Source organism: Xanthomonas dyei (assembly GCF_002939865.1).
GTDB lineage: Bacteria > Pseudomonadota > Gammaproteobacteria > Xanthomonadales > Xanthomonadaceae > Xanthomonas > Xanthomonas dyei.
Genome location: NZ_MDEE01000008.1, coordinates 1 through 26,240, shown reverse-complemented (window position 1 = coordinate 26,240; position 26,240 = coordinate 1). Strand labels below are relative to the sequence as shown.

22 protein-coding genes and 2 pseudogenes are annotated in these 26,240 nt (G+C 64.5%); 18 read left to right on the top strand and 6 right to left on the bottom strand.

Annotated features, from left to right (window positions below):
- Positions 1 to 23: 23 nt before the first annotated feature.
- The gene (gene rpmB / locus XdyCFBP7245_RS07785) at positions 24 to 260 is read left to right on the top strand and encodes a 50S ribosomal protein L28 (protein ID WP_002809459.1); all 237 of its coding nucleotides are present in this window, start codon (positions 24 to 26) and stop codon (positions 258 to 260) included.
- A 13-nt stretch (positions 261 to 273) separates the two neighbouring features.
- Positions 274 to 441, top strand: coding sequence for a 50S ribosomal protein L33 (gene rpmG, locus XdyCFBP7245_RS07780; protein ID WP_002809462.1), 168 nt, complete (start codon positions 274 to 276; stop codon positions 439 to 441).
- A gap of 329 nt (positions 442 to 770) precedes the next feature.
- Here the strand turns inward: rpmG and XdyCFBP7245_RS07775 are convergent, their stop codons facing one another.
- The 3 genes from XdyCFBP7245_RS07775 to XdyCFBP7245_RS07765 all read right to left on the bottom strand — a co-directional run bounded on the left by XdyCFBP7245_RS07775 (position 771) and on the right by XdyCFBP7245_RS07765 (position 4,080).
- Positions 771 to 1,793, bottom strand: a complete 1,023-nt coding sequence (locus XdyCFBP7245_RS07775) for an amidohydrolase family protein (protein WP_104615137.1) — start codon at positions 1,791 to 1,793, stop codon at positions 771 to 773.
- Positions 1,794 to 2,360: 567 nt separating this feature from the next.
- On the bottom strand, positions 2,361 to 3,416 hold the full coding sequence (locus XdyCFBP7245_RS07770) for a 4-oxalomesaconate tautomerase (RefSeq protein WP_104615136.1): 1,056 nt from the start codon (positions 3,414 to 3,416) through the stop codon (positions 2,361 to 2,363).
- Positions 3,409 to 4,080 carry a 4-carboxy-4-hydroxy-2-oxoadipate aldolase/oxaloacetate decarboxylase gene (locus tag XdyCFBP7245_RS07765; protein ID WP_104615135.1) on the bottom strand — a complete coding sequence of 224 codons (672 nt, stop codon included), beginning with the start codon at positions 4,078 to 4,080 and terminating at the stop codon, positions 3,409 to 3,411. The genes XdyCFBP7245_RS07770 and XdyCFBP7245_RS07765 overlap by 8 nt, the downstream gene beginning before the upstream one ends.
- Before the next feature lie 101 nt (positions 4,081 to 4,181).
- Here XdyCFBP7245_RS07765 and XdyCFBP7245_RS07760 point away from each other — a divergent pair, with 101 nt between their 5' ends.
- On the top strand, positions 4,182 to 5,492 hold the full coding sequence (locus tag XdyCFBP7245_RS07760; protein ID WP_170068562.1) for a LysR family transcriptional regulator: 1,311 nt from the start codon (positions 4,182 to 4,184) through the stop codon (positions 5,490 to 5,492).
- A 13-nt stretch (positions 5,493 to 5,505) separates the two neighbouring features.
- The gene (gene cls, locus XdyCFBP7245_RS07755; protein ID WP_104615133.1) at positions 5,506 to 6,924 is read left to right on the top strand and encodes a cardiolipin synthase; all 1,419 of its coding nucleotides are present in this window, start codon (positions 5,506 to 5,508) and stop codon (positions 6,922 to 6,924) included.
- 10 nt (positions 6,925 to 6,934) lie between these two features.
- Here cls and XdyCFBP7245_RS07750 read toward each other — a convergent pair whose 3' ends face one another.
- Positions 6,935 to 7,327 (bottom strand): VOC family protein, encoded by a 393-nt coding sequence (locus XdyCFBP7245_RS07750; RefSeq protein WP_104615132.1) that lies wholly within the window; start codon positions 7,325 to 7,327, stop codon positions 6,935 to 6,937.
- A gap of 170 nt (positions 7,328 to 7,497) precedes the next feature.
- Here XdyCFBP7245_RS07750 and XdyCFBP7245_RS07745 point away from each other — a divergent pair, with 170 nt between their 5' ends.
- The 4 genes from XdyCFBP7245_RS07745 (at position 7,498) to XdyCFBP7245_RS07730 (ending at position 12,664) form a co-directional block, all read left to right on the top strand.
- Positions 7,498 to 8,892 (top strand): FAD/NAD(P)-binding protein, encoded by a 1,395-nt coding sequence (locus XdyCFBP7245_RS07745; protein ID WP_104615131.1) that lies wholly within the window; start codon positions 7,498 to 7,500, stop codon positions 8,890 to 8,892.
- 162 nt (positions 8,893 to 9,054) lie between these two features.
- Positions 9,055 to 11,241 carry a DNA helicase II gene (gene uvrD, locus XdyCFBP7245_RS07740; RefSeq protein WP_104615130.1) on the top strand — a complete coding sequence of 729 codons (2,187 nt, stop codon included), beginning with the start codon at positions 9,055 to 9,057 and terminating at the stop codon, positions 11,239 to 11,241.
- 204 nt (positions 11,242 to 11,445) lie between these two features.
- Entirely contained in the window at positions 11,446 to 12,027 is a 582-nt protein-coding gene (locus tag XdyCFBP7245_RS07735) for a sugar O-acetyltransferase (protein ID WP_104615129.1), read from the top strand.
- 190 nt (positions 12,028 to 12,217) lie between these two features.
- Positions 12,218 to 12,664: a universal stress protein gene (locus tag XdyCFBP7245_RS07730; RefSeq protein ID WP_104615204.1), complete on the top strand. Its 447-nt coding sequence runs from the start codon at positions 12,218 to 12,220 to the stop codon at positions 12,662 to 12,664.
- A 285-nt stretch (positions 12,665 to 12,949) separates the two neighbouring features.
- On the opposite strand, the pseudogene tagK reads toward XdyCFBP7245_RS07730, so the two are convergent.
- Positions 12,950 to 13,608, bottom strand: a pseudogene (tagK, locus tag XdyCFBP7245_RS07725) (transcriptional regulator TagK).
- A gap of 290 nt (positions 13,609 to 13,898) precedes the next feature.
- On the opposite strand from tagK, the gene tssB reads away from it, so the two are divergent.
- The 10 genes from tssB to XdyCFBP7245_RS07675 all read left to right on the top strand — a co-directional run bounded on the left by tssB (position 13,899) and on the right by XdyCFBP7245_RS07675 (position 25,380).
- Positions 13,899 to 14,408, top strand: coding sequence for a type VI secretion system contractile sheath small subunit (gene tssB / locus XdyCFBP7245_RS07720; RefSeq protein WP_008572540.1), 510 nt, complete (start codon positions 13,899 to 13,901; stop codon positions 14,406 to 14,408).
- A gap of 4 nt (positions 14,409 to 14,412) precedes the next feature.
- Positions 14,413 to 15,906 (top strand): type VI secretion system contractile sheath large subunit, encoded by a 1,494-nt coding sequence (tssC, locus tag XdyCFBP7245_RS07715; RefSeq protein WP_104615128.1) that lies wholly within the window; start codon positions 14,413 to 14,415, stop codon positions 15,904 to 15,906.
- A gap of 67 nt (positions 15,907 to 15,973) precedes the next feature.
- Positions 15,974 to 16,480 (top strand): Hcp family type VI secretion system effector, encoded by a 507-nt coding sequence (locus tag XdyCFBP7245_RS07710; protein ID WP_104615127.1) that lies wholly within the window; start codon positions 15,974 to 15,976, stop codon positions 16,478 to 16,480.
- A gap of 111 nt (positions 16,481 to 16,591) precedes the next feature.
- Entirely contained in the window at positions 16,592 to 17,386 is a 795-nt protein-coding gene (locus tag XdyCFBP7245_RS07705) for a type VI secretion system accessory protein TagJ (protein WP_104615126.1), read from the top strand.
- A 5-nt stretch (positions 17,387 to 17,391) separates the two neighbouring features.
- Positions 17,392 to 17,895, top strand: coding sequence for a type VI secretion system baseplate subunit TssE (gene tssE / locus XdyCFBP7245_RS07700; RefSeq protein WP_104615125.1), 504 nt, complete (start codon positions 17,392 to 17,394; stop codon positions 17,893 to 17,895).
- Positions 17,896 to 17,899: 4 nt separating this feature from the next.
- The gene (gene tssF, locus XdyCFBP7245_RS07695) at positions 17,900 to 19,783 is read left to right on the top strand and encodes a type VI secretion system baseplate subunit TssF (RefSeq protein ID WP_104615124.1); all 1,884 of its coding nucleotides are present in this window, start codon (positions 17,900 to 17,902) and stop codon (positions 19,781 to 19,783) included.
- A complete protein-coding gene (tssG, locus tag XdyCFBP7245_RS07690) occupies positions 19,747 to 20,787 on the top strand; it encodes a type VI secretion system baseplate subunit TssG (RefSeq protein ID WP_104615123.1) in 1,041 nt (346 codons plus the stop codon). The genes tssF and tssG overlap by 37 nt, the downstream gene beginning before the upstream one ends.
- 67 nt (positions 20,788 to 20,854) lie before the next feature.
- Positions 20,855 to 23,593, top strand: coding sequence for a type VI secretion system ATPase TssH (gene tssH / locus XdyCFBP7245_RS07685; RefSeq protein WP_104615122.1), 2,739 nt, complete (start codon positions 20,855 to 20,857; stop codon positions 23,591 to 23,593).
- A 167-nt stretch (positions 23,594 to 23,760) separates the two neighbouring features.
- On the top strand, positions 23,761 to 24,495 hold the full coding sequence (locus tag XdyCFBP7245_RS07680; RefSeq protein ID WP_146091655.1) for a hypothetical protein: 735 nt from the start codon (positions 23,761 to 23,763) through the stop codon (positions 24,493 to 24,495).
- 138 nt (positions 24,496 to 24,633) lie between these two features.
- A complete protein-coding gene (locus tag XdyCFBP7245_RS07675; protein ID WP_104615120.1) occupies positions 24,634 to 25,380 on the top strand; it encodes an exonuclease/endonuclease/phosphatase family protein in 747 nt (248 codons plus the stop codon).
- A 275-nt stretch (positions 25,381 to 25,655) separates the two neighbouring features.
- Here the strand turns inward: XdyCFBP7245_RS07675 and XdyCFBP7245_RS07670 are convergent.
- A pseudogene (locus XdyCFBP7245_RS07670) lies at positions 25,656 to 26,240 on the bottom strand (transposase); the annotation flags it as partial.

The following is a 26,240-nucleotide window of genomic DNA, read 5'->3' as shown; positions in this document are numbered from 1 at the left end:
CAATTCATTTATCGAGGTGCGTAATGTCCCGCGTATGCCAAGTGTCCGGCAAGCGTGTGCAGACGGGTAACAACGTCTCCCACGCAAACAACAGAACCCGTCGTCGCTTCCTGCCTAACCTGCACGAGCGCCGTTTCTGGGTCGCCAGCGAAAACCGCTGGGTGAAGCTCCGTGTCTCCGCGCATGCATTGCGCACCATCGACAAGAACGGGATTGATGCCGTTCTGAAAGAGCTGCGTGCGCGCGGCGAAAAGGTCTGAGGAGTAAGCAGTCATGGCAAAAGGCAAGCGTGACAAGATTCGTATGATTTCCTCGGCCGCTACCGGCCACTTCTACACCACGGATAAGAACAAGAAAAACACTCCGGGGAAGATGGAAATGATGAAGTACGACCCCGTCGTGCGTAAGCACGTGATGTACAAGGAAGGCAAGATCAAGTAATCCACCGATTACGCGATCTGCATCCAAGCAAACACCCGCCGAAAGGCGGGTGTTTGCGTTTGGGGAATCGATCCCGACATTCTCGATTGCCGTAACGCGTTCGATCGGCCAACGTTGATGCACGGGTTGTGTTGCGCCCTGCAAACGTTGGGATGCAGTTTGGTTGGCTGCATTCGTTTCCCCCTGCGGCAGAGGGCGAAGGGGGAAGCGGTGGGGTTTCATTTCTGTAGGCGCGTGGCGACGCGTTTGATATCGCAGGCGGTGACACTCTCTGCGTCGCCCCTCATCCGCCCCGTCGGGGCACCTTCTCCCGCTGGGAGAAGGAATCGCTAGAGCCCACGCGCGCGCAATTGCGCGTCCAGGCGTGGATACACGCGTCGCGCGTTGCCTTCGAACACCTTGCGCTTGTCTGCATCGGAGATCGCCAGTGCATCGATATAGCGTTTGGTGTCGTCGAAATAATGCCCTGTCTGCGGGTCGATGCCACGCACCGCGCCGACCATTTCCGAGCCGAACAGGATGTTGTCGATGTCGATCACCTCGAACAGCAGGTCGATCCCGGGTTGGTGATACACGCAGGTATCGAAGAACACGTTGCGCATCACGTGCGTGGATAACGGCGGCTTGCCCAACATGTCGGCCAGGCCGCGGAAGCGACCCCAGTGATACGGAACGGCGCCACCGCCGTGCGGGATGATGAAGCGCAGCTGCGGAAAATCGGCGAACAAGTCGCCTTCCAGAAACTGCATGAAGGCAGTGGTGTCGGCGTTGAGGTAATGCGCGCCGGTGGCGTGGAAATTGGCGTTGCAACTGCCCGATACATGCACCATTGCCGGCACATCCAGCTCGACCATTTTTTCGAAGAACGGGTACCAGGCGCGATCGGTCAACGGCAGGCCGGTCCAGTGCCCACCGGATGGATCTGGATTGAGATTGCAGCCGACAAATCCGAGCTCGGTGACGCAGCGTTCCAGCTCCTGGATCGAGTGCGCGATCGACACGCCCGGCGACTGCGGCAGCTGGCACACGCCGATAAAGCTGTGCGGATACAGCTGCACCACGCGGCCGATGAGGTCGTTGCAATGCCGCGTCCATACCTGGCTCACGGCTTCGTTGCCGATGTGGTGCGCCATGGTGCTGGCACGTGGCGAGAAGATCGTCATGTCCGCACCGCGCTCACGCAGCAGGCGCAATTGATGCTGCTCGATGCTGTCGCGCAGCTGATCATCGGAGATGTGCGGATACACCGGTGCGGGCAGGCTTGCGTCGGTGTAATGCGCAATCTGCGCCTTGCGAAACGCATCGTGTGCAGCGGGTGCGGTGGTGTAATGGCCGTGGCAGTCGATGATCATGGCGATGCTCGTTGAAGTGCGGGTCGGATCCGTCGGGCGCGTTCGGGTGAAGGCGTGCAGCGTGTGACAGCAGCCACTGCTGCGTGTGCGTCTGCCCAGCCGCCAGTCGCACGCAGTCTTTGAGCGGGTGTGCCATCGTTATCGCCCTCCACCACGGCGTCTCCGGAATGCGTTTGTCGCGGTGCGCGGCGATTCGACGGCACTGCATCAGTACGTGCATGCCGCTGCACGTGCGTCGTTTCCCGCTTCAAGCTGCACCCCAGGCCGCCCGCCGCGCCCACCACGTAGGAGCGCACCCGAGCGCGACCGGCATTCGATCCGCTGCAGGTGCTGCTCCCCGTCTGCCACGCACCTGCCTGGCATATTCCCGGCCGGCAACGCGTTACCGAGATGTCACGGGACGTTGCGCCGATGTGCGATCCGCAGCGGCGCAAGCACACGCGCTTGCATGACAACGCAGACGACACCGGGCAGCACATCGACGATCGGACGTGTGCAGGGCGCGCACCACCATCCCCCTGCTCGAACCAGCCTGACGCTGGCAACACAGCCCGAGACTGGCAGTGCTTACCCAAACAACACCCCATCGAACAATTTGCGTGCCGTCCTGACCACCGCGGCGCGCACCACTGCGCCATGTGCATCGCGTTCGATGACGCAGCCGGTCATGCCGCTGGGGTGCTCCACGTCCACCTGCGGGATGTTGCCGCCGGGCAGCTGCGCCAGCGCGTGCGCGGGCGACTCCGGCAGCAGGCACGCGGTGGCGACGGTGACAGCGCCGAGCACGCCGATCGAGGCATGGCAGCGGTGCGGGATGAACGAGCGCACGCTGATCGCGCCACCGTTGCGCGGTGCGGCCACCAGCATCATCTTCGGCACTGTCGCTGCACTGACATCGCCCAACTGCATCACCGGGCCGGCCTGCAGGCGAATGGATTCCAGCCGTGCTTTGAGTGCGTCATCCGCATCCAGCGTGGCACGGTCTTCATACCCGCTGATCCCGACATCGGCAGCGCGCAGCACCACGCATGGCATGCCGTTGTCGATCAGCGTCACCGCCACGCCATCGAGCATGTCCACGGCGCGCCCGGTGGGCAACAGCGCGCCGCAGGAGGAACCTGCGATCTCGGCGAATGCCAACGCAATTGGGGCGGCAGTGCCCGGCACGCCGTCGATGCGCGCATCGCCCGCATACGTGACCCGGCCGCCGGGCGTGCGCACGGTGGCCGTTGCCAGGGTGCCGGTGTTGCGCATGAAGATGCGCACGTCGGTCTGCCCGTCGCGCGTGGGCAGCAGGCCGCGCTCCAGCGCGAAGGGCGCCACGCCGGCCAGCATGTTGCCGCAATTCTGCGCATCGCTGACCTGCGCCTGCTCGACCGCCACCTGTAAGAACAAATAGTCCACATCGGCATCGGCGCGTGTGGAGCGCGACACCACCGCGACCTTGGAGGTGAGCGGGTCGGCGCCACCCATGCCGTCGATCTGGCGCAGGTCCGGCGAGCCGAAGGCACGCAGCAGCAAGGCATCGCGTGCTGCAGTGTCGGCGGGCAAGTCGTCGGCGAGAAAAAAGCCGCCCTTGGAGGTGCCGCCGCGCATCCACATCGCGCGCACCTGCTCAGACATAACGCAGCCCCTTGGCCGCCAGGCGCTCGCGCATGGCGTAGAGATCCAGGCCCAGTTCGCCGCGCGCCAGACGTTCGCGCTTGGTCAGTTCGCGCGCTTCGCGGGCCTGCGCTTCGGCCAGCACGGCGGCCGCAGTGGCGCGCGGCACCACGCACACGCCATCGTCGTCGGCCACCACCACATCGCCGGGCTGGATCAGTTGCCCGGCGCAGACCAGCGGTACGTTGACCGAGCCCAGCGTCTCCTTGATGGTGCCTTGCGCGCAGATGGCGCGGCTCCACGCAGGGAACTGCATGGCGGTGAGGTCGCGCACGTCGCGCACGCCGGCATCGATGATCAGCCCGCGGCAGCCGCGCGCCTGTGCCGAGGTGGCCAGCAGATCGCCGAAGTAGCCGTCGCAGCAGTCGCTGGTGGGCGCCACCACCAGCACGTCGCCGGGCTGCAGCTGTTCGATGGCCACATGCATCATCCAGTTGTCGCCCGGCGGTAACGACACCGTGATCGCGGTGCCGGCGATGCGGCAGCCGGCGTAGATCGGGCGCAGCCGGTGATGCAGCAGACCGCTGCGGCCTTGCGCCTCGTGCACGGTGGCCACGCCGGCCTGTGCCAGCCCGTCCACGAGGGCGATCGGGGTGCGCGCAACCTGGGTGACGACCTGGCTCATCCATCCATCCTCGTTAGTGCTGCGCCAAGTCTGAGCGGCAAGAGTCAATCAGCTCAAGATTCATTTGAGGTATGCGTATTGATTTTGCTTATAGTTAGAGCATGCCATCGATGCCCGAGCCGAACCTGCGTCATCTGTATGCCCTGGTCGTGGTGCACCGGCTGGGCAGCATCAGCGCGGCTGCGCCGCAGGTGAATCTGTCGCAGCCGGCCTTGACCCAGGCGGTGGCGCGCCTGGAACAGCAGCTGGGTGTGCGGCTGTTCGAGCGGCAGCCGGGCGGGATGGCCGCCACCGAGGCCACCCAGCTGGTGGTGCCGCGGATCGAGCGCGCCTTGGCGCATCTGGGGCGTGGCATCCGGGTGGCGCGGCGTGCGCTGCGGCTGCCGGCGCGCCCCGGTCTGGAGCGACGGGTCTCGTTGGGCCAGCTGCAGGCGCTGGTGGCGGTGGACGTGGCAGGCAGCTATTCGCTGGCGGGCGTGCAGCTGGGCGTGTCGCAGCCGGCGGTCTACCGCGCGGTGCAGGCGTTGGCCGATGTGATCGAGGTGCCGCTGACCATGCGCCGCGGCAAGGCGATGCAGCCCACGCCGGTGGCGGAGCGGTTGCTGCGGCAGGTGCGGCTGGCGCTGGCGGAGGTGCGCGCCGCGCTCGATGAAGTAGCCGCCCTGCGCTCGCAGCATGCCGGGCGGGTTGTGGTGGGGGTGATGCCGTTGGCGCGTGCGATCCTGTTGCCGCAGGCATTGGCGCGGTTTGCGCGTGCGCACCCGGCTGCCAGCATCGGCGTGGTGGAAGGTCCGTATGCGGAGTTGCTGGCGCATCTGCGCGAGGGCGGGCTGGACCTGCTGATCGGTGCATTACGCGACCCGCTGCCGGTGCGCGACGTGCTGCAGGAGCCGCTGTTCGACGACGAGCCGGTGATCGTGGCCCGCAGCGGGCACCCGTTGGCGGGTAAGGCGTACCCCTTTGCGCAGCTGCTCGACTACCCCTGGGTGATGGCCGCGGCGGGCACGCCGGTGCGCGAGCGCTGGGAGCGCATGTTCCGCGACCGGCAGCTGGAGCCGCCGCCGCTACGCATCGAATGCGGCGCCGAGCTGACCGTGCGCGGCCTGTTGCTGGAAGACGATTGGCTGACCTTGATGTCGCGCGACCAGTTCCTGTTCGAGCGCCGCGCCGGCCTGTTGCGCGAGATCGGCAGCGCCGGGCCGCGCTTGCGTCGGCAGATTGGCATGACCACGCGCAGCGACTGGCACCCCACGCGCGCGCAGACCGCCTTCGTGCAGACGCTGCGGCAGGTGTGCGCCGAGCGCGTGCATCCGGCGGCGGCAGATGCCGGCCCGTTTCGCCATTGCCTCCAGCCGATGGGCACCGCGCCGTTGCGTTTACGCGCAGCCGGGTCAGAATCGGCTTCCTCATGAGAATGGAGCGCTGATGCTGCCCGACTGGTCGCAAGGCACCTGGCTGCTGGCACTGGACTGGGCGATCCGCCTGGTGGCGCTGCTCTGGATTCCCAGCCGCACCACGCCTGGTGCGGCGCGCAGCTGGCTGTTGTTGATCGGCTTTGTGCCGGTGGTCGGGCTGCCGCTGTATCTGTTGCTCGGCCAACCGTGGGTGTCGCGGCTGCGCGTGGAGCGGCAGGCGACCGCCTCGCAGGTGATCCGCGAGCAGCAGTTGCCCTTGCATGCGCTGCGCTGGACGCCGCAGGCCGACAGCAGCAGTGCCGAGGTGGTGCCGCTGATCGAACGGCAGGGCGACTTCATGCCCACCTTAGGCAATGCGGTGGAATTGCTCGACGACTACGCGCAGTCGCTGCAGTCCCTGATCGCCGCCATCGATGCCGCCGAAAAACGCGTGCATCTGCTGTATTACCTGATGTTCGACGATGCAGTGGGCGATGCGGTGGTGGCGGCGCTACAGCGGGCAAACGCGCGTGGCGTGCGCTGCCGCGTGCTGCTCGATGCGGTAGGCGCCAAGCGCGGCCTGCGGCGTTATCGCAAGCGCTTGCAGGCCGATGGCATCGAGGTGCTGGCCGTGCTGCCCGGTGGGTTGCGCTGGCGTCGCAGCGGGCGCATGGATCTGCGCAATCACCGCAAGATTGCGGTGGTCGACAACCAGGTGGGCTTTGTCGGTTCGCAGAATCTGGCCGACGCCGGCTTTATCGATGGCGTGCCCAATCGCGAGCTGGTGGCGCGCGTGCGCGGGCCGGTGGTCAATCATCTGGAAGCGGTGTTCGCCAGCGACTGGTTCACCGAAACCGGGCAGCGCCTGGATGTCTGGCCGGATGCGCCTGTCTGCGAGGCCAATATCGCCACCCAGTTATTGCCCAGCGGGCCGGCGTATCCGTTCGAAAATGCGCGCGATGCGATCAATGCGATGATCCATCTGGCACGACGAAGAGTGGTGCTGGTGACGCCGTACTTCGTGCCGGACGAAGCCTTGCTGAGCGCCTTGCGCATCGCCGCAGTGTCGGGCGTGGATGTGCAGCTGATCCTGTCCGAGCGCAACAACCAGCGGCTGGCGGCGTGGGCACAAGATGCGTATTTCGACGAACTGCTGCGCTGTGGAGTAAAGATTGCGCTGTACCGCCCGCACTTCCTGCATGCCAAGCACCTGAGCGTGGACGACGACATTGCGCTGGTGGGCTCGATCAATCTGGATATCCGCTCGTTTGCGCTCAACGCCGAGATCGGCATGGTGTGCTACGACCGCACCGTGGTGCAGCGGCTGCGGGACATCGAACAAGACTATCTGGCCCACGCGCGGCAGCTGGATCTGGCGCAGTGGCAGCGCCGTCCGGCCTGGCGACGCAGTCGCGAAGGCATCGCGCGGCTGGCCGATGCGTTGATGTAGTAGCCTGCGGTCAGTCCGGGCGCATCACCTGGAACACGTTTCCCTCCGGGTCGCGGCCGTCGTACATCTGGTAAGCGAAGCCCGCATCGCGTTTGAGTTCATCCACACGCACGCCTGCGCTGCGCAGTTGCTCGCGATGGGCGGCCAGATCGGAGGCGATGGCGAACACCAACTTGGTGGTCGAACCTGCCGTCGGTGCCCCGTTGGATGCGGGCGATGACGGCTGCTGTCGGTCCCTGTCGCCCATCAGGTGCAGCGCCAGTTCGATCTGGCCCGCCGCCAGCACGACCCACTGATCGGTAATCTCCTCGATGACCGGAGGCGCGAAGTGGGTCTGGTAGAACGCCTTGGCCACGGCGACCTCGCGGACATAGATGATGCGCCTGACCAATGCGATGGACATCCTGTGGGCCTCCCGCGGCGTTTGCCGAGCGTGCGCGGCTGATCGTACGTATTCTGATGCCGAGACGGGTGGCAACCGCTCCGCCCCTTGGAGCGGCTGGCGACGCGCCTGCGCAGCCAAGGGGTGCGGTGACCGAGGGGTCTGGTGCAGCCATCGCCTACAATGCGGCAATGAACACATCGCGTGATCCCGGCGTTGCAGCGATCGCCATCGTCGGAGGCGGCGCTTCCGGCGTGCTGGTGGCCTTGCAGCTGCTGCATCAGGCGACCACGCCGCTGCGGATCGTGTTGATCGAGCCGCACCCGGTGCTGGGCGAGGGCGTGGCGTATGCCACCGCACGCCCCGAGCATCTGTTGAACGTGCCCGCCGCGCGCATGAGCGCGCTGGCCGATGCGCCGCAGGATTTTGTCGACTATCTGCGCACGCACGCATGCTGCCCGGAGCTGGACGACGCGCAGCTGCCGCAACAGTGTGTCGGGCGCAGGCATTACGCCCCGTACCTGCGCGATCGTCTGCAGGCCGCGCGTGCAACCAGCCCTGCGACCTTGCGCGTGCGCACCGCACGTGTGCAGACCCTGCAGCCCAACGCAGACGGCGCGCTGTTGCAGCTGGATGACGGACACACCGTGCAGGCCGCCGCCGTGGTGTTGGCGGTCGGTAATGCGCTGCGCCCGTTGCCGTTGCGTGGTGCCACCGGCCTGTCGGCGGCGCAACGGGTGGAAGCCTGGGATACCGAGGCGGTGGCCGCGCTACCGCACGACGACGCCGTGTGCATCGTCGGTTCGGGGCTGAGCATGGCCGATACCGTGGTGACGCTGGCCGCGCAGGCACATCGCGGCGCGGTGCATGTGGTGTCGCGGCATGGTCTGCTGCCCTTGCCGCATGCGCATGGCGCCGCCGCAGACTTCGACCCGCAACCGCTGCTTGCGCTGCCGTTGCGCGCACGCATGCGTGCGTTGCGCCAGCACGCCGGCGTGGCGCTGGCGCAGGGGTTGCCGTGGCAGAGCGTGATGGAACGCATCCGACCATTGAGTCAGGCCTTGTGGCAGACCTTGTCGGCGGCCGATCAACGCCGTTTCCTGCGGCATGTGGTGCGCTATTGGGATGTGCACCGGCATCGCATCGCTGCGCCGGTGCATGCGCAGTTGCAGGCAATGCAGGCGCGTGGGCAACTGCAGGTGCATCGCGCGCGGCTGGATGTGGCCTTCGAGGTAGGTGCATGCGTGCGTGTGAGTGCCGGCGCCGCCAGTGCCGGGCATGCGTTGCAGCTGGATGTGCAGACGCTGGTCAATGCCACGGGCGTTGAAATGCGCGTACAGGCGATGCGTAACCCGTTGTTGCAGCAGTTGCTGGGGCAGGGCATTGCGACGGCCGGCCCGCACGGCATCGGCGTGGATACCGCTGCCGATGCCAGCCTGATCGATGCCAACGGCCACGCGAACCCGCGTCTGCGGGTGATCGGCAGCCTGCGGATCGGTTCGTTGTGGGAAAGCCTGGCAGTGCCGGAGCTTCGCGAACAGGCCAAGACGATTGCGCGCGACGTGCTGATGCTGCTGCGGCGCTGATCGATCGGCCCCGAAATTCAACGGGAGCCGGGTGTTGTTCCCTTCTCCCATCGGGAGAAGGTGCACCGTAGGGGCGGATGAGGGTGCGTGCGAAGCCTCGCAATTCCAACCGCTTCATCGCAATCTCAGCCGCAGCGACGTCACAACCGGTAAAATGCGCCGGTGGATGTCTCTCATTTGCTCGATCATTTAAACCCCGCCCAGCGCGAGGCCGTTTCCGCGCCGCCGGGGCATTACCTCGTGCTGGCCGGCGCCGGCTCCGGCAAGACGCGCGTGCTGATCCATCGCATTGCCTGGCTCAACGAAGTCCAGGGCGTGCCCAACCACGGCATCTTTGCGGTGACCTTCACCAACAAGGCCGCCGGCGAGATGCGTCACCGCACCGACCTGCAGCTGCGTAACGGCAGCCGCGGGATGTGGATCGGCACCTTCCATGGGCTGGCGCATCGGCTGTTGCGCCTGCATTGGCAGGACGCGCGGCTGCCTGAAGGCTTCCAGGTCATGGACAGCGACGACCAGCTGCGGCTGGTCAAGCGCGTGGTGCAGTCGCTGGAACTGGACGAGAGCAAGTATCCGCCCAAGCAGATGAGCTGGTGGATCAACGAGCAGAAGGACGAAGGCCGCCGTCCGCAGCATATCCAGCCCGAGCCCAACGACGATTGGACCGAGGTGCGCCGGCAGGTGTATGCGGCCTATCAGGAACGTTGCGACCGCTCCGGGCTGCTGGATTTCGCCGAGCTGCTGCTGCGCGCGCACGAACTGCTGCGCGACACCCCGGCATTGCTGGCGCATTACCGCGCACGCTTTCGCGAAATTCTGGTGGACGAGTTCCAGGACACCAACGCCATCCAGTACGCCTTCGTGCGCGTGCTGGCCGGCGAGACCGGGCATGTGTTCGTGGTCGGCGACGACGACCAGGCGATCTATGGCTGGCGCGGTGCCAAGGTCGAGAACGTGCAGAAGTTCCTCAAGGATTTCCCCGGCGCGCAAACGGTGCGGCTGGAGCAGAACTACCGTTCCAGCGCCAATATCCTGGGCGCAGCCAATGCGGTGATCGCGCACAACCCGGACCGTATCGGCAAGCAGCTGTGGACCGATTCCGGCGATGGCGACCCGATCGATCTGTACGCGGCCTACAACGAGGTGGACGAGGCGCGCTATGCGGTGGAGCGTGCGCGCCAGTGGGTGCGCGATGGCGGCAGCTACGGCGAAGTGGCGGTGCTGTATCGCAGTAACGCGCAATCGCGCGCGCTGGAAGAAGCGCTGATTTCCGAGCAATTGCCGTACCGCGTGTATGGCGGCATGCGCTTTTTCGAGCGCGCCGAAATCAAGGATGCGCTGGCCTACCTGCGCCTGCTCACCAACCGCAGCGACGATGCCGCCTTCGAACGCGCGGTCAATACGCCCACGCGTGGTATCGGCGACCGCACGCTGGACGAAGTGCGCCGGCTGGCACGCGCCAATGCGTTGTCGTTGTGGGAAGCGGCAATGCTGGCCACGCAGGAAAACAGCCTGGCTGCGCGTGCGCGCAATGCCTTGGCGACCTTCCTGAGCCTGGTCGGCCAGTTGCATGCCGAAACCGGGCAGATGGAGCTGGCCGAACGCATCGACCACGTGCTGATGCGCTCGGGCTTGCGCGAGCATTGGGCCAAGGAAAGCCGCAGCGGGCTGGATTCGGAATCGCGTACCGAGAACCTGGACGAACTGGTGTCGGTGGCCTCGCGCTTCACCCGGCCGGACGACGAAGACAGCCAGGGCATGACCGAGCTGGTTGCGTTTCTGGCGTACGCCTCGCTGGAAGCCGGCGAAGGCCAGGCGCAGGCCGGCGAAGAAGGCGTGCAGTTGATGACGCTGCATTCGGCCAAGGGTCTGGAGTTTCCGATCGTGTTTCTGGTCGGCCTGGAAGATGGCTTGTTTCCGAGTGCGCGGTCGCTGGAAGAAAGCGGCCGGCTGGAAGAAGAACGGCGTCTGGCGTATGTGGGCATCACCCGCGCACGGCAGAAGCTGGTGCTGTGCTACGCCGAATCGCGCCGCATCCATGGCCAGGACAACTACAACGTCCCATCGCGGTTCTTGCGCGAGATCCCGCGCGAGCTGCTGAACGAAGTGCGCCCCAAGGTGCAGGTTTCGCGCACCGCCTCGTTGGGCGCAGCACGTGGCGGGCCGGTGCACGGAATCGTGGAGACCGCGCCGATCAAACTCGGCGCCAACGTCGAGCACCCTACTTTCGGCGGCGGCGTGGTCGTCGATTACGAAGGCAACGGTGCGCATGCGCGCGTGCAGGTGCAGTTCGACGAGGTAGGCGCCAAATGGCTGGTGATGGCGTACGCGAATCTGACGGTGATGTAGCTAGGCGATGGCGCGCTTTCTCTTCTTCCTGCAGGCAGGTGCGGCGCGCAGTTCCGGATGAGGGTGGGGCGCGGTGACGGAGCGTCATCTTCGTGTCCAGGCCGTTCCAGCACCGTATCGCGCCGTTGTGCGCTGCCCGATGCATTCGCCACAGCATTCGTGACACGCTGCGGTCGAACCGACTGCATGAAGACACACGGCCCGATGCACACCGAAAAACAGAAAATGCTCGCAGGCGAGCTGTACAACGCTGCCGATGAAGCGTTGCAGGCCGATCAGGCGGCCGCTGCCGAGTGGATGGCGCGTTACAACGCAGCTGGCCTGCAGACGGCTGAGCAGCGGCACGCGCTCTTGTGCGAGCGGTTGGCCGAGGTGGGCGCGGGCGCGGTGATCCGCCCGCCATTTCATTGCGACTACGGCTACAACATCCGTCTGGGTGCCGGTGTCTTTCTCAATTTCAATTGTGTGATTCTGGATATCTGCGAGGTCAGTATCGGCGAGGGCACGCAGGTGGGGCCTGCGGTGCAGTTCTATGCTGCCGACCATCCACGCGATGCGGCCGGCCGTGCCAGCGGTCTGGAATTTGGACGCCCGATTCGCATTGGGTGCAACGTGTGGATTGGTGGCGGGGCGATCATCCTGCCGGGCGTGAGCATTGGCGACGATGCGTTGATCGGCGCAGGCGCGGTGGTCACCCGCGATGTCCCCGCAGGTGCCACGGCAGTGGGCAATCCGGCGCGCGTGCGCGAGATGCGGCCTGATCCGGATGCCGTAGCGACGGATTGAGCGCAGTGAAAGACGCGTTGCGTGCGATGTGATCGATCTTGCATGCAGTGCACGTAGGAGCAAAAACACCATGAGTCGCCACGCCAGCAATTGCAGCATTGATCCACATCAAGGCAGCCATCACCCGCGCCTGTCATCGTAAATCCGGCACCAGCCAACGGCAGCACTGCCACCCTTGCAGGAGGTCACCATGTACAAACGTATTCTCATCGCCATCGATGCATCCGAGCTGTCGCATCGCGGCTTGTTTCAGGGACTGGAATTGGCCAAGGCGACCGGTGCCAAGGTCGACATCGTCACCGTGTCCGAGCCGTGGGCGATGGGCATGTACGACGCGATGGGCTGGAGCGTGGGGTACGAGGCGAGCCCGGAATATCGCGCCGAGCGCGAAGCCGCTGCCGAAAAGATTCTGCGTCCTGCACTGGAATTGGCGGCGGCTGCCAATCTCAAGGCCACGCCACGGCATGTGCTGGACCGCTTCGCCGCCGAGGGCATCGTGCAGATCGCAGAAGAATGCAGAAGCGATCTCATCATCATGACCTCGCATGGGCGACGTGGCGTGCGCCGCATGCTGCTCGGCAGCCAGACCGTGGAAGTGCTCACGCACAGCACGATTCCGGTGCTGGTGATTCGTTGAGGCCGATATTAAGTTGTTGATGAGCAGGCATGCAGACGTCCCATCGGGTTGTCACACGTAGCAGCGCACCCGGGCGCGATGGAGCGTTCCCGGTAATGCCAGTCGCGCCCAGGTGCGCTCCTACGTAGTGTTTATAGTCTCCGGTGTGCACGAGGCAGACAAGAACACGATGAATGGACGTGCAGTCTGATGCATGCACGCTTTTGTAGGAGCGCCCCTGGGCGCGATGGGGCGTCCCGGTGAAGCCCGTCGCGCCCAGGTGCGCTCCTACGCAACCCACCGTGCTTAGCCCTTTATCGGCTCCGTCTGCGCCGCAAAGCGTGGCGACGGTCGGGCGAGCCGGCGCAGTGCTTCGGTATGCACCAGCGGGGAGCCATGGGTGGGTGTGACCGCGCCGCTGCGGATCGATGCGTACTCGGGTTGTGCGTCCTGGCCAAGCTCGCGCATGAAGCGCCACATCGGCATGTAGTGGCCGCGGCGCGGCGCCGGTGCGTGCGGCGTGGCGCGGCATTGGCGGCGCCACTGCATCGGCGGCATGCCGAAGCGCTGCTGGAAGGCGCGCTGGAACTGCCGCTCCGAGGCAAACCCCATTTCGTACAGCAACCAGGTGAGGCTGCACTCCGGGTAGGCCTGCAGGTAGCGGTGCGCGGTGCACAGGCGCTGCTCGCGGATATAACTGGCGACGCCGCCACGCGACTGGAACAGCCGATACAACGACGCCCGCGACAGCGCGAACGCCTGTTGCAACGACTCGGTGCCGAGCTCGGCCTCACTGATGTGCTGCTCGATATAGGCCAGCAGATCGATCATCAGCGGCGCATGCGCCTGCATGGTCGAGGACGCTTGCGGAACGATGGCGCTGTAGTAGCTGATGCTCATGCGGTGCTGCCTGCGGCCCACTCCCCGGGGCCTGTCCTTTGATCAACCGAAAAAAGCATCGCCAACCCATCACGCCTCTTTCACGAAGTCGGCCGTGCATCACGCATCGGCACGATTGAGACGATTTGTCGGGTGAGCGCACAGGGCCATTCCTAGACTCGCCGCAACGCTGAAGAGGCGTCATCGCACGGCCTGCCGCTTGGGTCCGCGTGGTGCGGCAGTTGCGGGCAAGCCCGCAGCACCGGCGTCGCACGCAGGCTCCAGGCGATCGGCCGGGCCGGCGATATCCAGGCCACAAGACAGCGCACGTGCGCCGCACGTTGGCGCAACGGGCAAGCTCAATCGGAGATCAGGCATGGCCAGCAGTCAGAAGTTCATCGCCCGCAATCGGGCGCCACGCGTGCAGATCGAATACGACGTAGAGGTCTACGGCGCGCAGAAGAAAGTGCAGATTCCGTTCGTGATGGGGGTGATGTCGGACCTGTCCGGTGCCAACGCCGGCGAACTGCCTTCGCTGGACGAGCGCAAGGCATTGGAGATCGACGTCGACAACTTCGACAGCCGGCTGCAGTCGATGCGCCCGCGTGCGCAGTTCAAGGTGCCCAACACGCTTACCGGCGAAGGCGAGCTGGCGGTGGACATCACCTTCGAAAGCATGGACGACTTTTCCCCGGCCGCCATCGCGCGCAAGGTCGCGCCGCTGGCCAAGTTGCTCGAAGCACGCACGCAGTTGGCCAACCTGGACACCTATATGGACGGCAAGGCCGGCGCCGAGCAGCTGATTGCCAATGCCATCCGCGACCCGGCGTTGCTGCAGTCGCTGGTGTCGGCGGCCAAGCCTGCCTCCGAGCCGGAAGGAGCCTGACGCCATGTCCGCCACCGAAGCCGCACTGGCCAGCAGCAGTACCGACACCAGCGAGCAGGGCGATTTTGCCGCGCTGCTCAATCGCGAGTTCCGCCCCAAGAGCGAACGCGCCAAGGAAGAAGTGGAAGCGGCGGTACGCACGCTCGCCGAGCAGGTGCTCAACCGCAGCGATGTGGTCAGCGAAGACGTCTCGCAAACCATCAAGGCCTATATCGCCGAGATCGACCGCACGCTCACCGAACAGCTCAACCAGATCCTGCATCACGCCGATCTGCAGCAGCTCGAAGGTGCCTGGCGCGGCCTGCATTACCTGGTCAACAACACCGAGACCGATCAGCAGCTCAAGATCCGCGTGCTGAACATCAGCAAGAAGGAACTGGGTAAGGTGCTCAAGCGCTACAAGGGCACCGCGTGGGATCAGAGCCCCATCTTCAAGAAGGTCTACGAGCAGGAATACGGCCAGCTCGGCGGCGAGCCGTATGGCTGCCTGGTCGGCGATTACTACTTCGACCAGAGCCCGCCGGATGTGGAGCTGCTCAACGGTATTGCACAGGTTGCTGCGGCTGCGCACGCGCCATTCATTGCCGCGGCCGCGCCCAAGTTGATGGGCATGGACAACTGGAACGAGCTGTCCAACCCGCGCGATCTGGCCAAGATCTTTTCCACGCCCGATTACGCCGCATGGCGCTCGCTGCGCGAGTCGGAAGACTCCAAGTACATTGGTCTGGCGATGCCGCGCACGCTGTCGCGCCTGCCGTATGGTGCGGCCACCAGCCCGGTGGACGAATTCGATTTCGAAGAAGAGACCGCCGGTGCCGATTCCAATAAATACACCTGGCAAAACGCTGCCTATGCGATGGCGGTGAACATCAACCGCTCGTTCAAGCAGTATGGCTGGTGCTCGCGGATTCGCGGCATCGAATCCGGCGGGGCGGTGGAAGGGCTGCCGACGCATACCTTCCCCACCGACGACGGTGGCGTGGACATGAAGTGCCCCACCGAAGTGGCGATCACCGACCGCCGGTCGGCCGAGCTGGACAAGATGGGCCTGATGCCGCTGGTGCATCGCAAGAACTCTGACATGGCCGCCTTCATCAGCGCGCAGTCCTTGAACAAGCCCGACGAATACGACGACCCGGATGCCACCGCCAATGCCGCATTGGGCGCGCGCCTGCCGTACATGTTTGCGTGCTGCCGCTTTGCGCATTACCTCAAGTGCATCGTGCGCGACAAGATTGGTAGCTTCAGCAGCCGCGAGCAGATGCAGAGCTGGCTGGGCAAGTGGATCTTGAATTACGTCGACGGCGATCCGGCCAACTCGAGCGAAGAGTACAAGGCCAGCCATCCGCTGGCCGCCGCCGAAGTGGTGGTGGAGGAAGTGGAAGGTGCTCCGGGCTACTACACCTCCAAGTTCTTCCTGAAGCCGCATTACCAACTGGAAGGTTTGACCGTCTCATTGCGTTTGGTTTCCCGGTTGCCGTCTCAGGCCAAGGCCTGAGCCCAGCCACGATCCGTTGATCCTGTCGGGATCGTCCCATTCAGTCCGATATCTCAAGGAGTAATTCATGGCGTTCGACATGCATATCAAGTTCAAGGGCGGTAGTGTGGCCATCGAAGGCAGCTCCGGCCACTCCAAACACAAGGGTGAGATTCCCGTACTCGCCTGGTCCTGGGGGGCCAGCAACTCTGGCGATCTTCATAGCGCTGGTGGCTCGTCCGGTGGTGGCAAGGCACATGTGCAGGATATTTCGCTCACGAAATACGTGGACAAGAGTTCGAATGCTTTGCTGCAGGCCGCTTGTACCGGCGCGCGTCTGGAGGAAGCATGGCTTTACGTGACCAACGCCACGGGCGAGCAGACCGATTATGTGACGTTGCATTTATCCAATGGCGTACTTGTTACTTCCGTATCGACGGGTGGCTCTGGCGGTGAGGATCGGCTGACCGAGAACATCACCCTGCACTTCGGTAAATTTCAATACAGCTTCCAGCCGCAAAAGCCTGACGGCTCTGCTGACGGCGCTGCAAAGCCGTTTGTGTACGACATGCAGCAGGTTGCCAAGGGCGCCTAACTGACGCAGCAAACAGCGAGCACGCTTGCAGCGTAGCCGTACGCCGCTGCACACGTGTTCCTGCGGTGCCGTACGCCGGCACCGCTACCTTCTTCGATAAGGACGCGCGCGATGGATGCTACCGCACAGAACTTGCTTGCCCGCGGCGAGCCGGCGCAGGCGTTGCAGCAATTGGTGCAGCAGGTGCGTCGGCAACCGGCCGATGCTGCGCAGCGCGTGTTTTTGTTTCAGCTGCTGGCCGTCCTGGGCCAGTGGTCGCGTGCGGCCGACCAGCTACGCGCCTGCCTGGAGCTGGATGGCGGCAGTGCACCGATGGTGCACACCTACCAGCGCGTGTTGCAGGCAGAACAGACGCGCGCTGCGGTATTTGCCGGCGACTGCGTGCCTACCGTGATCGGCGCACCCGATGCCTGGATGGCGCTGCACCTGCAGGCCTTGCAGTTATCGCTACGCGGCAATGCAGCGCAGGCGGCCGAACTGCGCGAGCAGGCGTTTGCGCAGGCACCGGCCATCGGTGGCACGCTGGATGGCGTGCGGTTCGAGTGGCTGGCCGATGCGGATGCACGCTTCGGCCCGTGCGTCGAACTGATCCTGGACACCGGCTATGCGTGGGCACCGCTGCATCAGGTGCAGCAGCTGCGCTTCGAAGCGCCCAGCGATTTACGCGACACCGTATGGGCGCCGGTAAGCGTGTTGTGGCGTAATGGCGGCCAGGCGTTTGCGTACATGCCGGTGCGCTATCCCGGCAGCGAACACCTGGATGCGGGCGAGCTGCAACTGGCGCGTCGCACCGAATGGACCGAAGGTGCGCAGGGCGAAATCGGCCTGGGCCAACGCATGCTCAGCACCGAGTCGCGCGAGGTTGCGCTGCTCGAGGTGCGCGAGCTGCAGTTCGACGCGTCCTGACCGATATGGCCGAGCTCACCACCACCGAACGCTTGCAGCCCTCGCTGCTGGACCGGCTCACCGATGCCGCGCCCAGCCAACGCGAAGAGAGCCGCGATCAACGCGTGATTTCGGCAACGCGCCTGCGCGAATACGTGATCCGCGATCTGTCGTGGCTGTTGAATGCAGTGAATCTGGAAACCAGCCGGCCGCTGGACGCGCATCCGCAGATCCGTCGCTCGGTGCTCAACTTCGGCATCCCCGATCTGGCCGGCGCAGCCGTGGCCGGCATCGATGCGGCCGCGCTGCAGCAGCGCATTCGCGACGCCATCCTCGCCTTCGAACCACGCCTGATCGCCGACACCTTGCGCGTCAGCGTGCACGCCGACGCTGCACGCATGGACAAGCGCTCGCTGCTGTTCACCATCCAATCGGAGATGTGGGCGCAGCCGCTGCCGCTGAACTTGTATCTGAAGACCGCGCTGGACCTGGAAACCGGGCGGCTCGAAGTGATGGAGGGCCACGGCTAATCCCATGGATCCGCGCCTGCTCCCGTACTACACCCGCGAATTGCAGCACGTGCGCGACATGGGCGCCGAGTTTGCGCGCGAGTACCCCAAGATCGCCGGGCGGCTGGGGCTGGATGCGTTCGAATGCGCCGACCCGTATGTGGAGCGCCTGCTCGAAGGGTTCGCGTTTCTGGCCGCGCGCGTGCAGCTCAAGCTGGACGCGCAGTACCCGGTCTTTACCCAGCACTTGCTGGAAATGGTCTACCCGCATTATCTGGCGCCGCTGCCCTCGATGGCAGTGGTGCAGTTGCAGCCGGATCTGAAAGACAGCGGCTTGAGCGCCGGTGTCGACGTGCCGCGCCATAGCGCGCTGCGTAGCCTGATCGGTGCCGGTGAGCGCACCGCCTGCGAGTTTCGCACCGCGCATGCGGTGACGCTGTGGCCGCTGCAGTTGGCCGAGGCCAAGTATCTGGAATCGCCGGCTGCGCTGGCGGCGGCCGGGATCGCATTGCCCGCCGGGCGCAGCGTGCGTGCTGGCATCCGCTTGCGCTTTGAGCTGGTGGGCGGTACGCAGACCCAAGGCCTGGCCTTGGATCGGCTGCCGCTGTTCCTGGCCGGCGCCGACGGCCTGCCCAAGCGGCTGTACGAACAACTGCATGCCGACACCAGCGCCGTGCTGGTACGTGGCAGCGATGCGCAGGGCGCGACCGTGCAGACGCTGCAAGGCGCCGATGCGTTGCAGATGCGCGGGTACGCCGACGACGACAGCTTGATCCCGTATGACGGTCGCTCGTTCAGTGGCTACCGGTTGCTGCAGGAATACTTCGCCTGCCCGGAGCGCTTTCTGTTCGCAGAAATCACCGGTCTGCGCTCTGCATTGCGTCGCCTGCACGGCACCAGTTTCGAGGTGGTGATCTTGCTGGAACGCAGCGTGCCCAGCCTGGCGGCCGCAGTCAGTGCCGAACACCTCAAGCTGTTCTGTACGCCGGCGATCAATCTGTTCGAACGCCGCGCCGACCGTATCCATCTGCAGACCGGCCAGCACGAATATCACGTGCTGGCCGATCGCACCCGGCCGATGGATTTCGAGATCCATCATCTGGGCGAGGTGGAAGGTTTCGGCGACCGCCAGGAACCGGAACAACGCTTCACCGCGTTCTATGGCGGCGACGCACACACTTGGCATGCGCGGCATGGCGCGTTCTACACCATGCGCCGCGAGCCACGCCTGCTGTCGGCGCGGCAACGCCGCGATGGGGCGCGCTCCAGTTATGTGGGCAGCGAGGTGTTCGTCAGCCTGGTCGACGCAAACGATCAGGCGCATGCCAGCAATCTGCGTCAGCTCGGGCTGCAGTTGTGGTGCAGCAATCGGGACCTGCCGTTGCACATGCCGGTGGGCAAGGGCACCACCGACTTCAGCATGGACAGCGGTGTGCCGGTGCGCAGCGTGCGCTGCGTGGCCGGGCCGACCAAGCCGCGCCCGGCCGTGTCCGACGGACAAACCGCGTGGCGCCTGCTCAGCCAATTGCAGCTCAATTATCTGTCGCTGTTCGAAGATGGCCCCAACGGTGCGGCGGCGCTGCGCGAGATCCTCACCCTGTATTGCGACCCGTTCGATGCCTCGGCACAGCGGCAGATCGAAGGGGTCAAGCAGGTCACCGGCACGCCGATCGTGCGACGCATTCCGGTGCCGGGTCCGATCACATTCGGCCGTGGTCTGGAGATCACGCTCACTTGCGAAGACGCCGCCTTCGAAGGCACCGGCGCGTTTCTGCTGACCTCGGTGCTGCGGCACTTCTTTGCGCGCTATGTCTCGGTGAATTCCTTTACTGAAACCGTGCTGCGCACCACCGAACGCAACGAGGTGGCCCGATGGCCCGCCCAGCCCGGCTCCCGACCGCGCCTGTAAGCGCCGGTGCTGCCGCGCTGGAACAGGCGCTGCAGACCCGGCCCCAGGACTTCACCCCGTTTGCGGCGCTGCGCGCGATCGAGCGTTGCCATCCGTTGCAGCCGCGCCTGGGCGAATCCGCCCGTGCGGTGGACGACGTGGTACGCCTGCGGCACACCCCATCGCTGGCATTCGCGCCGCACGCACTGGACCGCTACACACCGGCGCACGACGCGCAACCGGCGGCGCTGTACGGGCTGTTTCTTGGCCTGTTCGGCCCCAACGCGCCGTTGCCGCTACACCTGACCGAATACGCCATCGAGCGTGCGCTGCAAGCCAAGGATGGCACCTTCGCTGCATTTGCCGATGTGTTCCATCACCGCATGCTCAGCCTGTTCTATCGCGCCTGGGCGCAGGCGCAGCCCACCGTGCAGGCCGAGCGACCGGCCAGCGATCAGTTCCGTGCGTGGCTGGATGCGCTGGTCGGTATCGCCAGCCCGCATCTGCGCAAGCGCGATGCATTGCCCGACGATGCGCGCCGCTATCACGCCGGCCGGTTTGGCGCTGCCACGCGCACACCGGAAGGCTTGCGCGCCGTGCTGCAGCAGCTGTTCGACTGGCCGGTGCAGGTGCAGGAATTCATTGCCGAATGGATGCGGCTCCCCGCCGATGCGCAGTTGCAATTGGGCCTTGGCCCACGCAATGCGCGGCTCGGTGTGGACAGCGTGGTCGGTGCGCAGGTGCGTGGTGCGCAACAGCGTGTGCGGATTCGGCTGGGGCCGCTGCCGCGCATCGCGTTTCAACGCTTCCTGCCCGGTGGCCACGCGCTACGCCAACTTACCGCGGCGGTACGCAGCTATCTGGGCGACGAATTCGGCTGGGAGCTGCAGCTGCTGCTCCAGGCCGACGAAGTCCCCACCCCGCACCTGGCACGCAATAGCCGCTTGGGCCTGGATACCTGGCTCGGCCGGCGCGCCTGGAGCGTTGCCGACGCCGACGAGGTGCTGCTCCGCCCCTCCGGCTGATCGCACCGCTACCACTGCCGCTCACACACACGCTCACACGCAACGTACCGACTTCGAAGGACGCATCATGGCCGAGATCTCCCGCAGTGCCCTGTTCGGCAAGCTCAATCCACTGGCCTATCGCGGCATCGAAAGTGCCACGGTGTTCTGCAAGCTGCGCGGTAACCCGTATGTGGAGTTGGTGCACTGGCTGCATCAGCTGCTGCAGCTGCAGGACTCGGACCTGCACCGCATCATCAAGCACTTCCAACTCAATCCTTCCACGCTGGCGCGCGATGTCACCGCCGCGCTGGACGGACTGCCGCGCGGCTCCACCGCCGTCACCGATCTATCGGCCAATGTCGAAGAAGCCGTGGAGCGTGGTTGGGTGTATGCCTCGCTCAGCTTCGGCGAGGCGCAGGTGCGCACCGGTTACCTGGTCGTCGGCATCTTGAGCGTGCGCGGTCTACGCAACGCGCTGCTGACGATCTCCAAGGAGTTCGACAAGCTCAAGCCCGCCGTGCTCAACGAGCACTTCGCGCAGATCGTGGCCGGCTCGCCGGAAGATGGACTGCTGCCCAGCGATGGGTTTTCGCTCGGTCACAGTGCGGCGCCGGGCGAAGCCAGCGGTGCCATCGCCCCGGCCGCGATGGGCAAGCAGGAAGCGCTGAAGAAATTCACCAGCGATCTCACCGCGCAAGCGCGCGAGGGCAAGCTGGACCCGATCATCGGCCGCGACGACGAGATTCGCCAGGTGGTGGACATCCTGATGCGTCGCCGCCAGAACAACCCCATCCTGGTCGGCGAGGCTGGCGTGGGCAAGACCGCGGTGGTGGAAGGCTTCGCGCAGCGCATCGCACGCGGCGACGTGCCGCCTGCATTGAAGGACGTGCAACTGCGCACGCTGGATGTGGGCCTGTTGCAGGCCGGCGCCAGCATGAAGGGCGAGTTCGAGCAGCGCCTGCGCGCGGTCATCGACGAAGTGCAGGCCAGCCCCAAGCCGATCATCCTGTTCGTGGATGAAACCCACACCTTGGTCGGCGCCGGTGGCGCGGCCGGCACCGGCGATGCCGCCAACCTGCTCAAGCCGGCACTGGCGCGCGGCACCTTGCGCACCGTGGGCGCGACGACCTTTGCCGAATACAAGAAGTACATCGAAAAAGACCCGGCGCTGAGCCGACGATTCCAGGCCGTGCAGGTGGACGAGCCGGACGAGGCCAAGGCCGTGCGCATGATGCGCGGCGTCGCTTCAATGATGGAGCAGCACCACAGCGTGCAGATCCTTGACGAGGCGCTGGAGGCGGCGGTCAAGCTCAGCCACCGCTATATCCCCGCGCGCCAGTTGCCGGATAAATCGGTGAGCCTGCTCGACACCGCGTGCGCGCGCGTTGCAGTGAGCCTGCATGCCACGCCAGCGGAAGTGGACGACAGCCGCCGCCGCATCGAATCGCTGGATACCGAACACGCCATCATCGAACGCGAGCGTGCGATCGGCATCGTGGTGGATGAGCGCGCGGCTGCGTGTGCCGGCTTGCTCGATGGCGAGCGTCGCCGCTTGCATGACCTGGAACAGCGCTGGGTGTCCGAGAAAACACTGGTCGATGAACTGTTGTCGCTACGCGCACAACTACGCAGCGGCAACGCCCCGGTCGAAGGCACCGGCAGTGCGTTGGAAGCCGAGGCAGAACAGGATGCCTCCGGCGATACCGCCGTGCTCGACGCACCGGTGCAAGTGGATCGCGACACGCTACTGGCGCGCCTGCAACTGGTGCAGGCCGAACTGGCCGCGTTGCAAGGCGAATCGCCGCTGATCCTGCCCACCGTCGATTATCAAGCCGTCGCCGCCGTGGTCGCCGACTGGACCGGCATCCCGGTCGGGCGCATGGCGCGCAACGAGATCGACACTGTGTTGCGCCTGCCCGAGTTGCTGGCCAAGCGCGTCATCGGCCAGGACCACGCCATGGAGATGATCGCCAAGCGCATCCAGACCAGCCGCGCCGGCCTGGATAACCCGGACAAACCGATCGGCGTGTTCCTGCTGGCCGGCACCTCCGGCGTCGGCAAGACCGAAACCGCACTCGCCCTGGCAGAGACGCTGTACGGCGGCGAACAAAACCTGATCACCATCAACATGAGCGAGTACCAGGAAGCGCACACCGTCTCCTCGCTCAAGGGCGCACCGCCGGGTTATGTGGGCTACGGCGAAGGTGGCGTGCTCACCGAAGCGGTGCGCCGCAAACCCTACTCGGTGGTGCTGCTGGATGAAGTGGAAAAAGCGCACCCGGACGTGCACGAACTTTTCTTCCAGGTCTTCGACAAAGGCTGGATGGAAGACGGCGAAGGCCGCCGCATCGACTTCCGCAACACCCTCATCATCCTCACCAGCAACGCCGGCACCGACCTTATCGCCAGCCTGTGCAAGGACCCGGAGCTGATGCCGGATCCGGAGGGCATGGCCAAGGCATTACGCGAACCGTTGTTGAAGGTGTTTCCGCCGGCATTGCTCGGGCGGCTGGTGGCAATTCCGTACTACCCGCTGAGCAACGACATGCTCGGCCAGATCGTGCGGCTGCAGTTGAACCGCATCAAGAAGCGGATCGAGGCGCGCTACAGGATTCCGTTCGAGTATGACGCGTCTGTTGTCGAGCTGGTGGTGAGCCGGTGTATCGAAAGCGAATCGGGTGGACGGATGATCGATGCGATTTTGACCAATTCGATGTTGCCGGAAATTTCGCGGGAGTTTCTCAACCGGACGATCGAGGGAGTGTCGATAGCAAGGGTGAAGGTCGGCGCCGGCGAAACAGCGTTTTTGTATGAATTCGCCTGAACTCGAGCCGGGCGATGGTCTGCCACCACGCCGCCGGCTGCCGGGCAAGGGGTATTCCGGTTCCGTCCCTTTATGCCCACCTTTCAAGCTGCGCAGAACGGCGCGCTCTCCGCTCATTGCGGATGTGCGGTCGGCTATCCGCGGAATATCCAAATGAGGCGCTCGACATGGGTTTTCAAAAATTGAATTTCAGGGATTTCGATAATCGGCGTGACATCATCTATGGGATTCAGCCTGACCGGACGAGTTTCGTATTTAATCATTTGAAGCTGAAGCCGCCTCAGCTGAGGCGCAAGGACATTCCGTTATTTATCGATGCCTACGATGACCTGAACGCTCCCGGGATAAAGAACACCGATCATCTTGTGTCGACCCGCGACCAGCACCGGGACGCGGTCCTGAAGGCGTATCCCGAAGCGTCGCCGGGTCTGTTCAAGCTGAATACAAACGCCTACGACCGAAAGAAGTCGAAAGGCAGCCTCTATTGGGCCGCGCAAAATGGAATTCATGTCCATTTCGTCATGCACATGCTTGCGACGGTCGAAAGCCAACGCATGGTGGCTGGAAAAACCTCGAAATTCGGCGGAACTGTGAGCTCAGGTGACGTTCCAGCTGGCAGTGCGGTGGAAAGCCGTTTCTCGTTCGGGGAGAACGATTACACGGATGAATACAAGAACAAGTCGCGCAACGTAACGGGTTCGGAACTGCGATGGATCTACCGAATGAGAGGAAACGTCCTGGTCCGGACTTACGTGCAGTTCTGGAAGTCCGAAGACGGAAAGATGTTTGAGCAATGCATGCCGCCCTGGGATTGGGGCGATCCTTACGATGCGATTTGGTCCGGCTATGCCCCCCAGCGGGAAGGGTTCTACAACTCGCTGTTGAGCCCCGGTTCGGTTTGAGCGGTGGAAGAGCGCGGGAGTGCGGCGGGACTCGTCTGGCATGTTCTGCGGCTTTCGGGCGGATGGCGATGTCCGCAATTATCTAAAAGATGTGAAGAAATCTAAAAATACGACCGAAATTGATTGAAGGGGTTGAGAATGAAAATTCTGTTCTGGAACACGCTTCGGCTGGGCAGTGGAACTACCGGCGAAAAGGCGGTGTTGGCGGAGGGTGTAATAGCCGAGGCGTTCAATGAAGGCGCGGAGTTCGCGGTACTCTGCGAAGTCACTTCGGATACGACATTGGGCGACGCGTCGATCGACAAGGCGCTGGTGATGGCGAGGCGGGGCAAAAAGAAGCAGTCTTCGCAGCTGGGCTATGCAGCGCTTGACAATGAATTTACTGCGGCCGCGTGTGTGGCCTACCAGCCGCCGCCATTCGCCGACGTTTTCGGGTTCAGTGCGTATAGGAAGGGCGGCAATGCGTTCGCAAATCACAGCAAACGCTATGTGGCACGTCTGGAGGGCGGGGGCGATGTGGATTGCTACGTCTATCATGCCAACGCCAGTACCAAAGCGGCGTACCTGGTAGCCTGGATCGTTGAAGCGCTTCGGCAGACAAAACGGCGGTTCATCCTGTTCGGCGACCTTAACTGCGAACCCGCCGTCCTGATCGACTACATCCGCTACAACCATCAGCATGGAAATGACGTCGGCGCTCCGGAGGACTTCATCGTTGCTTTTTCCGGGCCGACACATAACGCGAGGAATGGGGCGACCAAGGTCTACGATTACGCGATCGCCGCGAACAAGACGGCCGTGACTGTGGATTCAATGAATATTGCCGGGGTTATGTCGAGGGCGGCCATGTCCGATCACCTGCCCATTTACATCACCTTTTCCTAGCGGTGTCGCGAACGCGACATCTGGCGGCGATCGGCGGTGGCGAGTCACGGGTGGTGCGATTGCGGCGACAGCAAGGCGATCAGCGGAAGGCCAATTGCGATGGAGACGCCATTCGGTTCGGGTGCCCTCTGGGAGCGTTTGAATGTGAGTCGTGCCACTCTATGCGCAATACTTGGTGGCCTCCCAATCCACCCGTTCCGGCCATGTCCCACTTCCCTCTCAGTCCATTCCCGACCGAGGGTAACGGGGTCAGGTTCTTAGGTATCCCGACGTTTTTAAGGTACCAGGGTCATCTGCTCGCGCACTGCGTCGGGCAGTGTGCGCAAGCGTTCTCGCCAGCCTGAGACAGGTTCCATCGGTCAACGTCGGATCAACGCCTCGCGGCCGACACGCAGTGTCGAGTAGAGCTTGCGCTGACTGTTGCGGGGCGACAGCCAGTGCGCGATGCCGGTGGCTTCGCAGCCCAGCCCTGCCAGCCAGCTGGCGAAGGTGGCCAGCGTATTGAGCAACAACAGGATCTGCAAGCGCTCACCGCGACGGGTCAGGCTGTCTTCCATCGCCTGACCGTAGCGATGCGACTTCAGATCCCGAAATGCCAGCTCGATCTGCATCCTTCGTGCGTACAGGTTGACCAACTGCTTTGCGCTGGGCGCTTGCAGTTGTGGGGAGGCGACGATCAGCCATGGCTCGCGCTCACGCGCTGCTGCTTTCAAACTTGAGGATGCGCGCGAGACCTTTGCAGGTGAGCGTCGATTGCGTTGCCGACGCGACGTCCCTGCGGTGTCTTGGCATAGAGCACCAGACGGCAATCGAGTGGATCGCTGCGATTGGCCTGCATCGGTGGCAATGCGTGTGCACGG

Coding starts and splice junctions, on each gene's coding strand:
- rpmB (WP_002809459.1), top strand. CDS start 24: ATGTCCCGCGTATGCCAAGTGTCCGGCAAGCGTGTGCAGACGGGTAAC.
- rpmG (WP_002809462.1), top strand. CDS start 274: ATGGCAAAAGGCAAGCGTGACAAGATTCGTATGATTTCCTCGGCCGCT.
- XdyCFBP7245_RS07775 (WP_104615137.1), bottom strand. CDS start 1,793: ATGATCATCGACTGCCACGGCCATTACACCACCGCACCCGCTGCACAC.
- XdyCFBP7245_RS07770 (WP_104615136.1), bottom strand. CDS start 3,416: ATGTCTGAGCAGGTGCGCGCGATGTGGATGCGCGGCGGCACCTCCAAG.
- XdyCFBP7245_RS07765 (WP_104615135.1), bottom strand. CDS start 4,080: ATGAGCCAGGTCGTCACCCAGGTTGCGCGCACCCCGATCGCCCTCGTG.
- XdyCFBP7245_RS07760 (WP_170068562.1), top strand. CDS start 4,182: ATGCCATCGATGCCCGAGCCGAACCTGCGTCATCTGTATGCCCTGGTC.
- cls (WP_104615133.1), top strand. CDS start 5,506: ATGCTGCCCGACTGGTCGCAAGGCACCTGGCTGCTGGCACTGGACTGG.
- XdyCFBP7245_RS07750 (WP_104615132.1), bottom strand. CDS start 7,327: ATGTCCATCGCATTGGTCAGGCGCATCATCTATGTCCGCGAGGTCGCC.
- XdyCFBP7245_RS07745 (WP_104615131.1), top strand. CDS start 7,498: ATGAACACATCGCGTGATCCCGGCGTTGCAGCGATCGCCATCGTCGGA.
- XdyCFBP7245_RS07735 (WP_104615129.1), top strand. CDS start 11,446: ATGCACACCGAAAAACAGAAAATGCTCGCAGGCGAGCTGTACAACGCT.
- XdyCFBP7245_RS07730 (WP_104615204.1), top strand. CDS start 12,218: ATGTACAAACGTATTCTCATCGCCATCGATGCATCCGAGCTGTCGCAT.
- tssB (WP_008572540.1), top strand. CDS start 13,899: ATGGCCAGCAGTCAGAAGTTCATCGCCCGCAATCGGGCGCCACGCGTG.
- tssC (WP_104615128.1), top strand. CDS start 14,413: ATGTCCGCCACCGAAGCCGCACTGGCCAGCAGCAGTACCGACACCAGC.
- XdyCFBP7245_RS07710 (WP_104615127.1), top strand. CDS start 15,974: ATGGCGTTCGACATGCATATCAAGTTCAAGGGCGGTAGTGTGGCCATC.
- XdyCFBP7245_RS07705 (WP_104615126.1), top strand. CDS start 16,592: ATGGATGCTACCGCACAGAACTTGCTTGCCCGCGGCGAGCCGGCGCAG.
- tssE (WP_104615125.1), top strand. CDS start 17,392: ATGGCCGAGCTCACCACCACCGAACGCTTGCAGCCCTCGCTGCTGGAC.
- tssF (WP_104615124.1), top strand. CDS start 17,900: ATGGATCCGCGCCTGCTCCCGTACTACACCCGCGAATTGCAGCACGTG.
- tssG (WP_104615123.1), top strand. CDS start 19,747: ATGGCCCGCCCAGCCCGGCTCCCGACCGCGCCTGTAAGCGCCGGTGCT.
- tssH (WP_104615122.1), top strand. CDS start 20,855: ATGGCCGAGATCTCCCGCAGTGCCCTGTTCGGCAAGCTCAATCCACTG.
- XdyCFBP7245_RS07680 (WP_146091655.1), top strand. CDS start 23,761: ATGGGTTTTCAAAAATTGAATTTCAGGGATTTCGATAATCGGCGTGAC.
- XdyCFBP7245_RS07675 (WP_104615120.1), top strand. CDS start 24,634: ATGAAAATTCTGTTCTGGAACACGCTTCGGCTGGGCAGTGGAACTACC.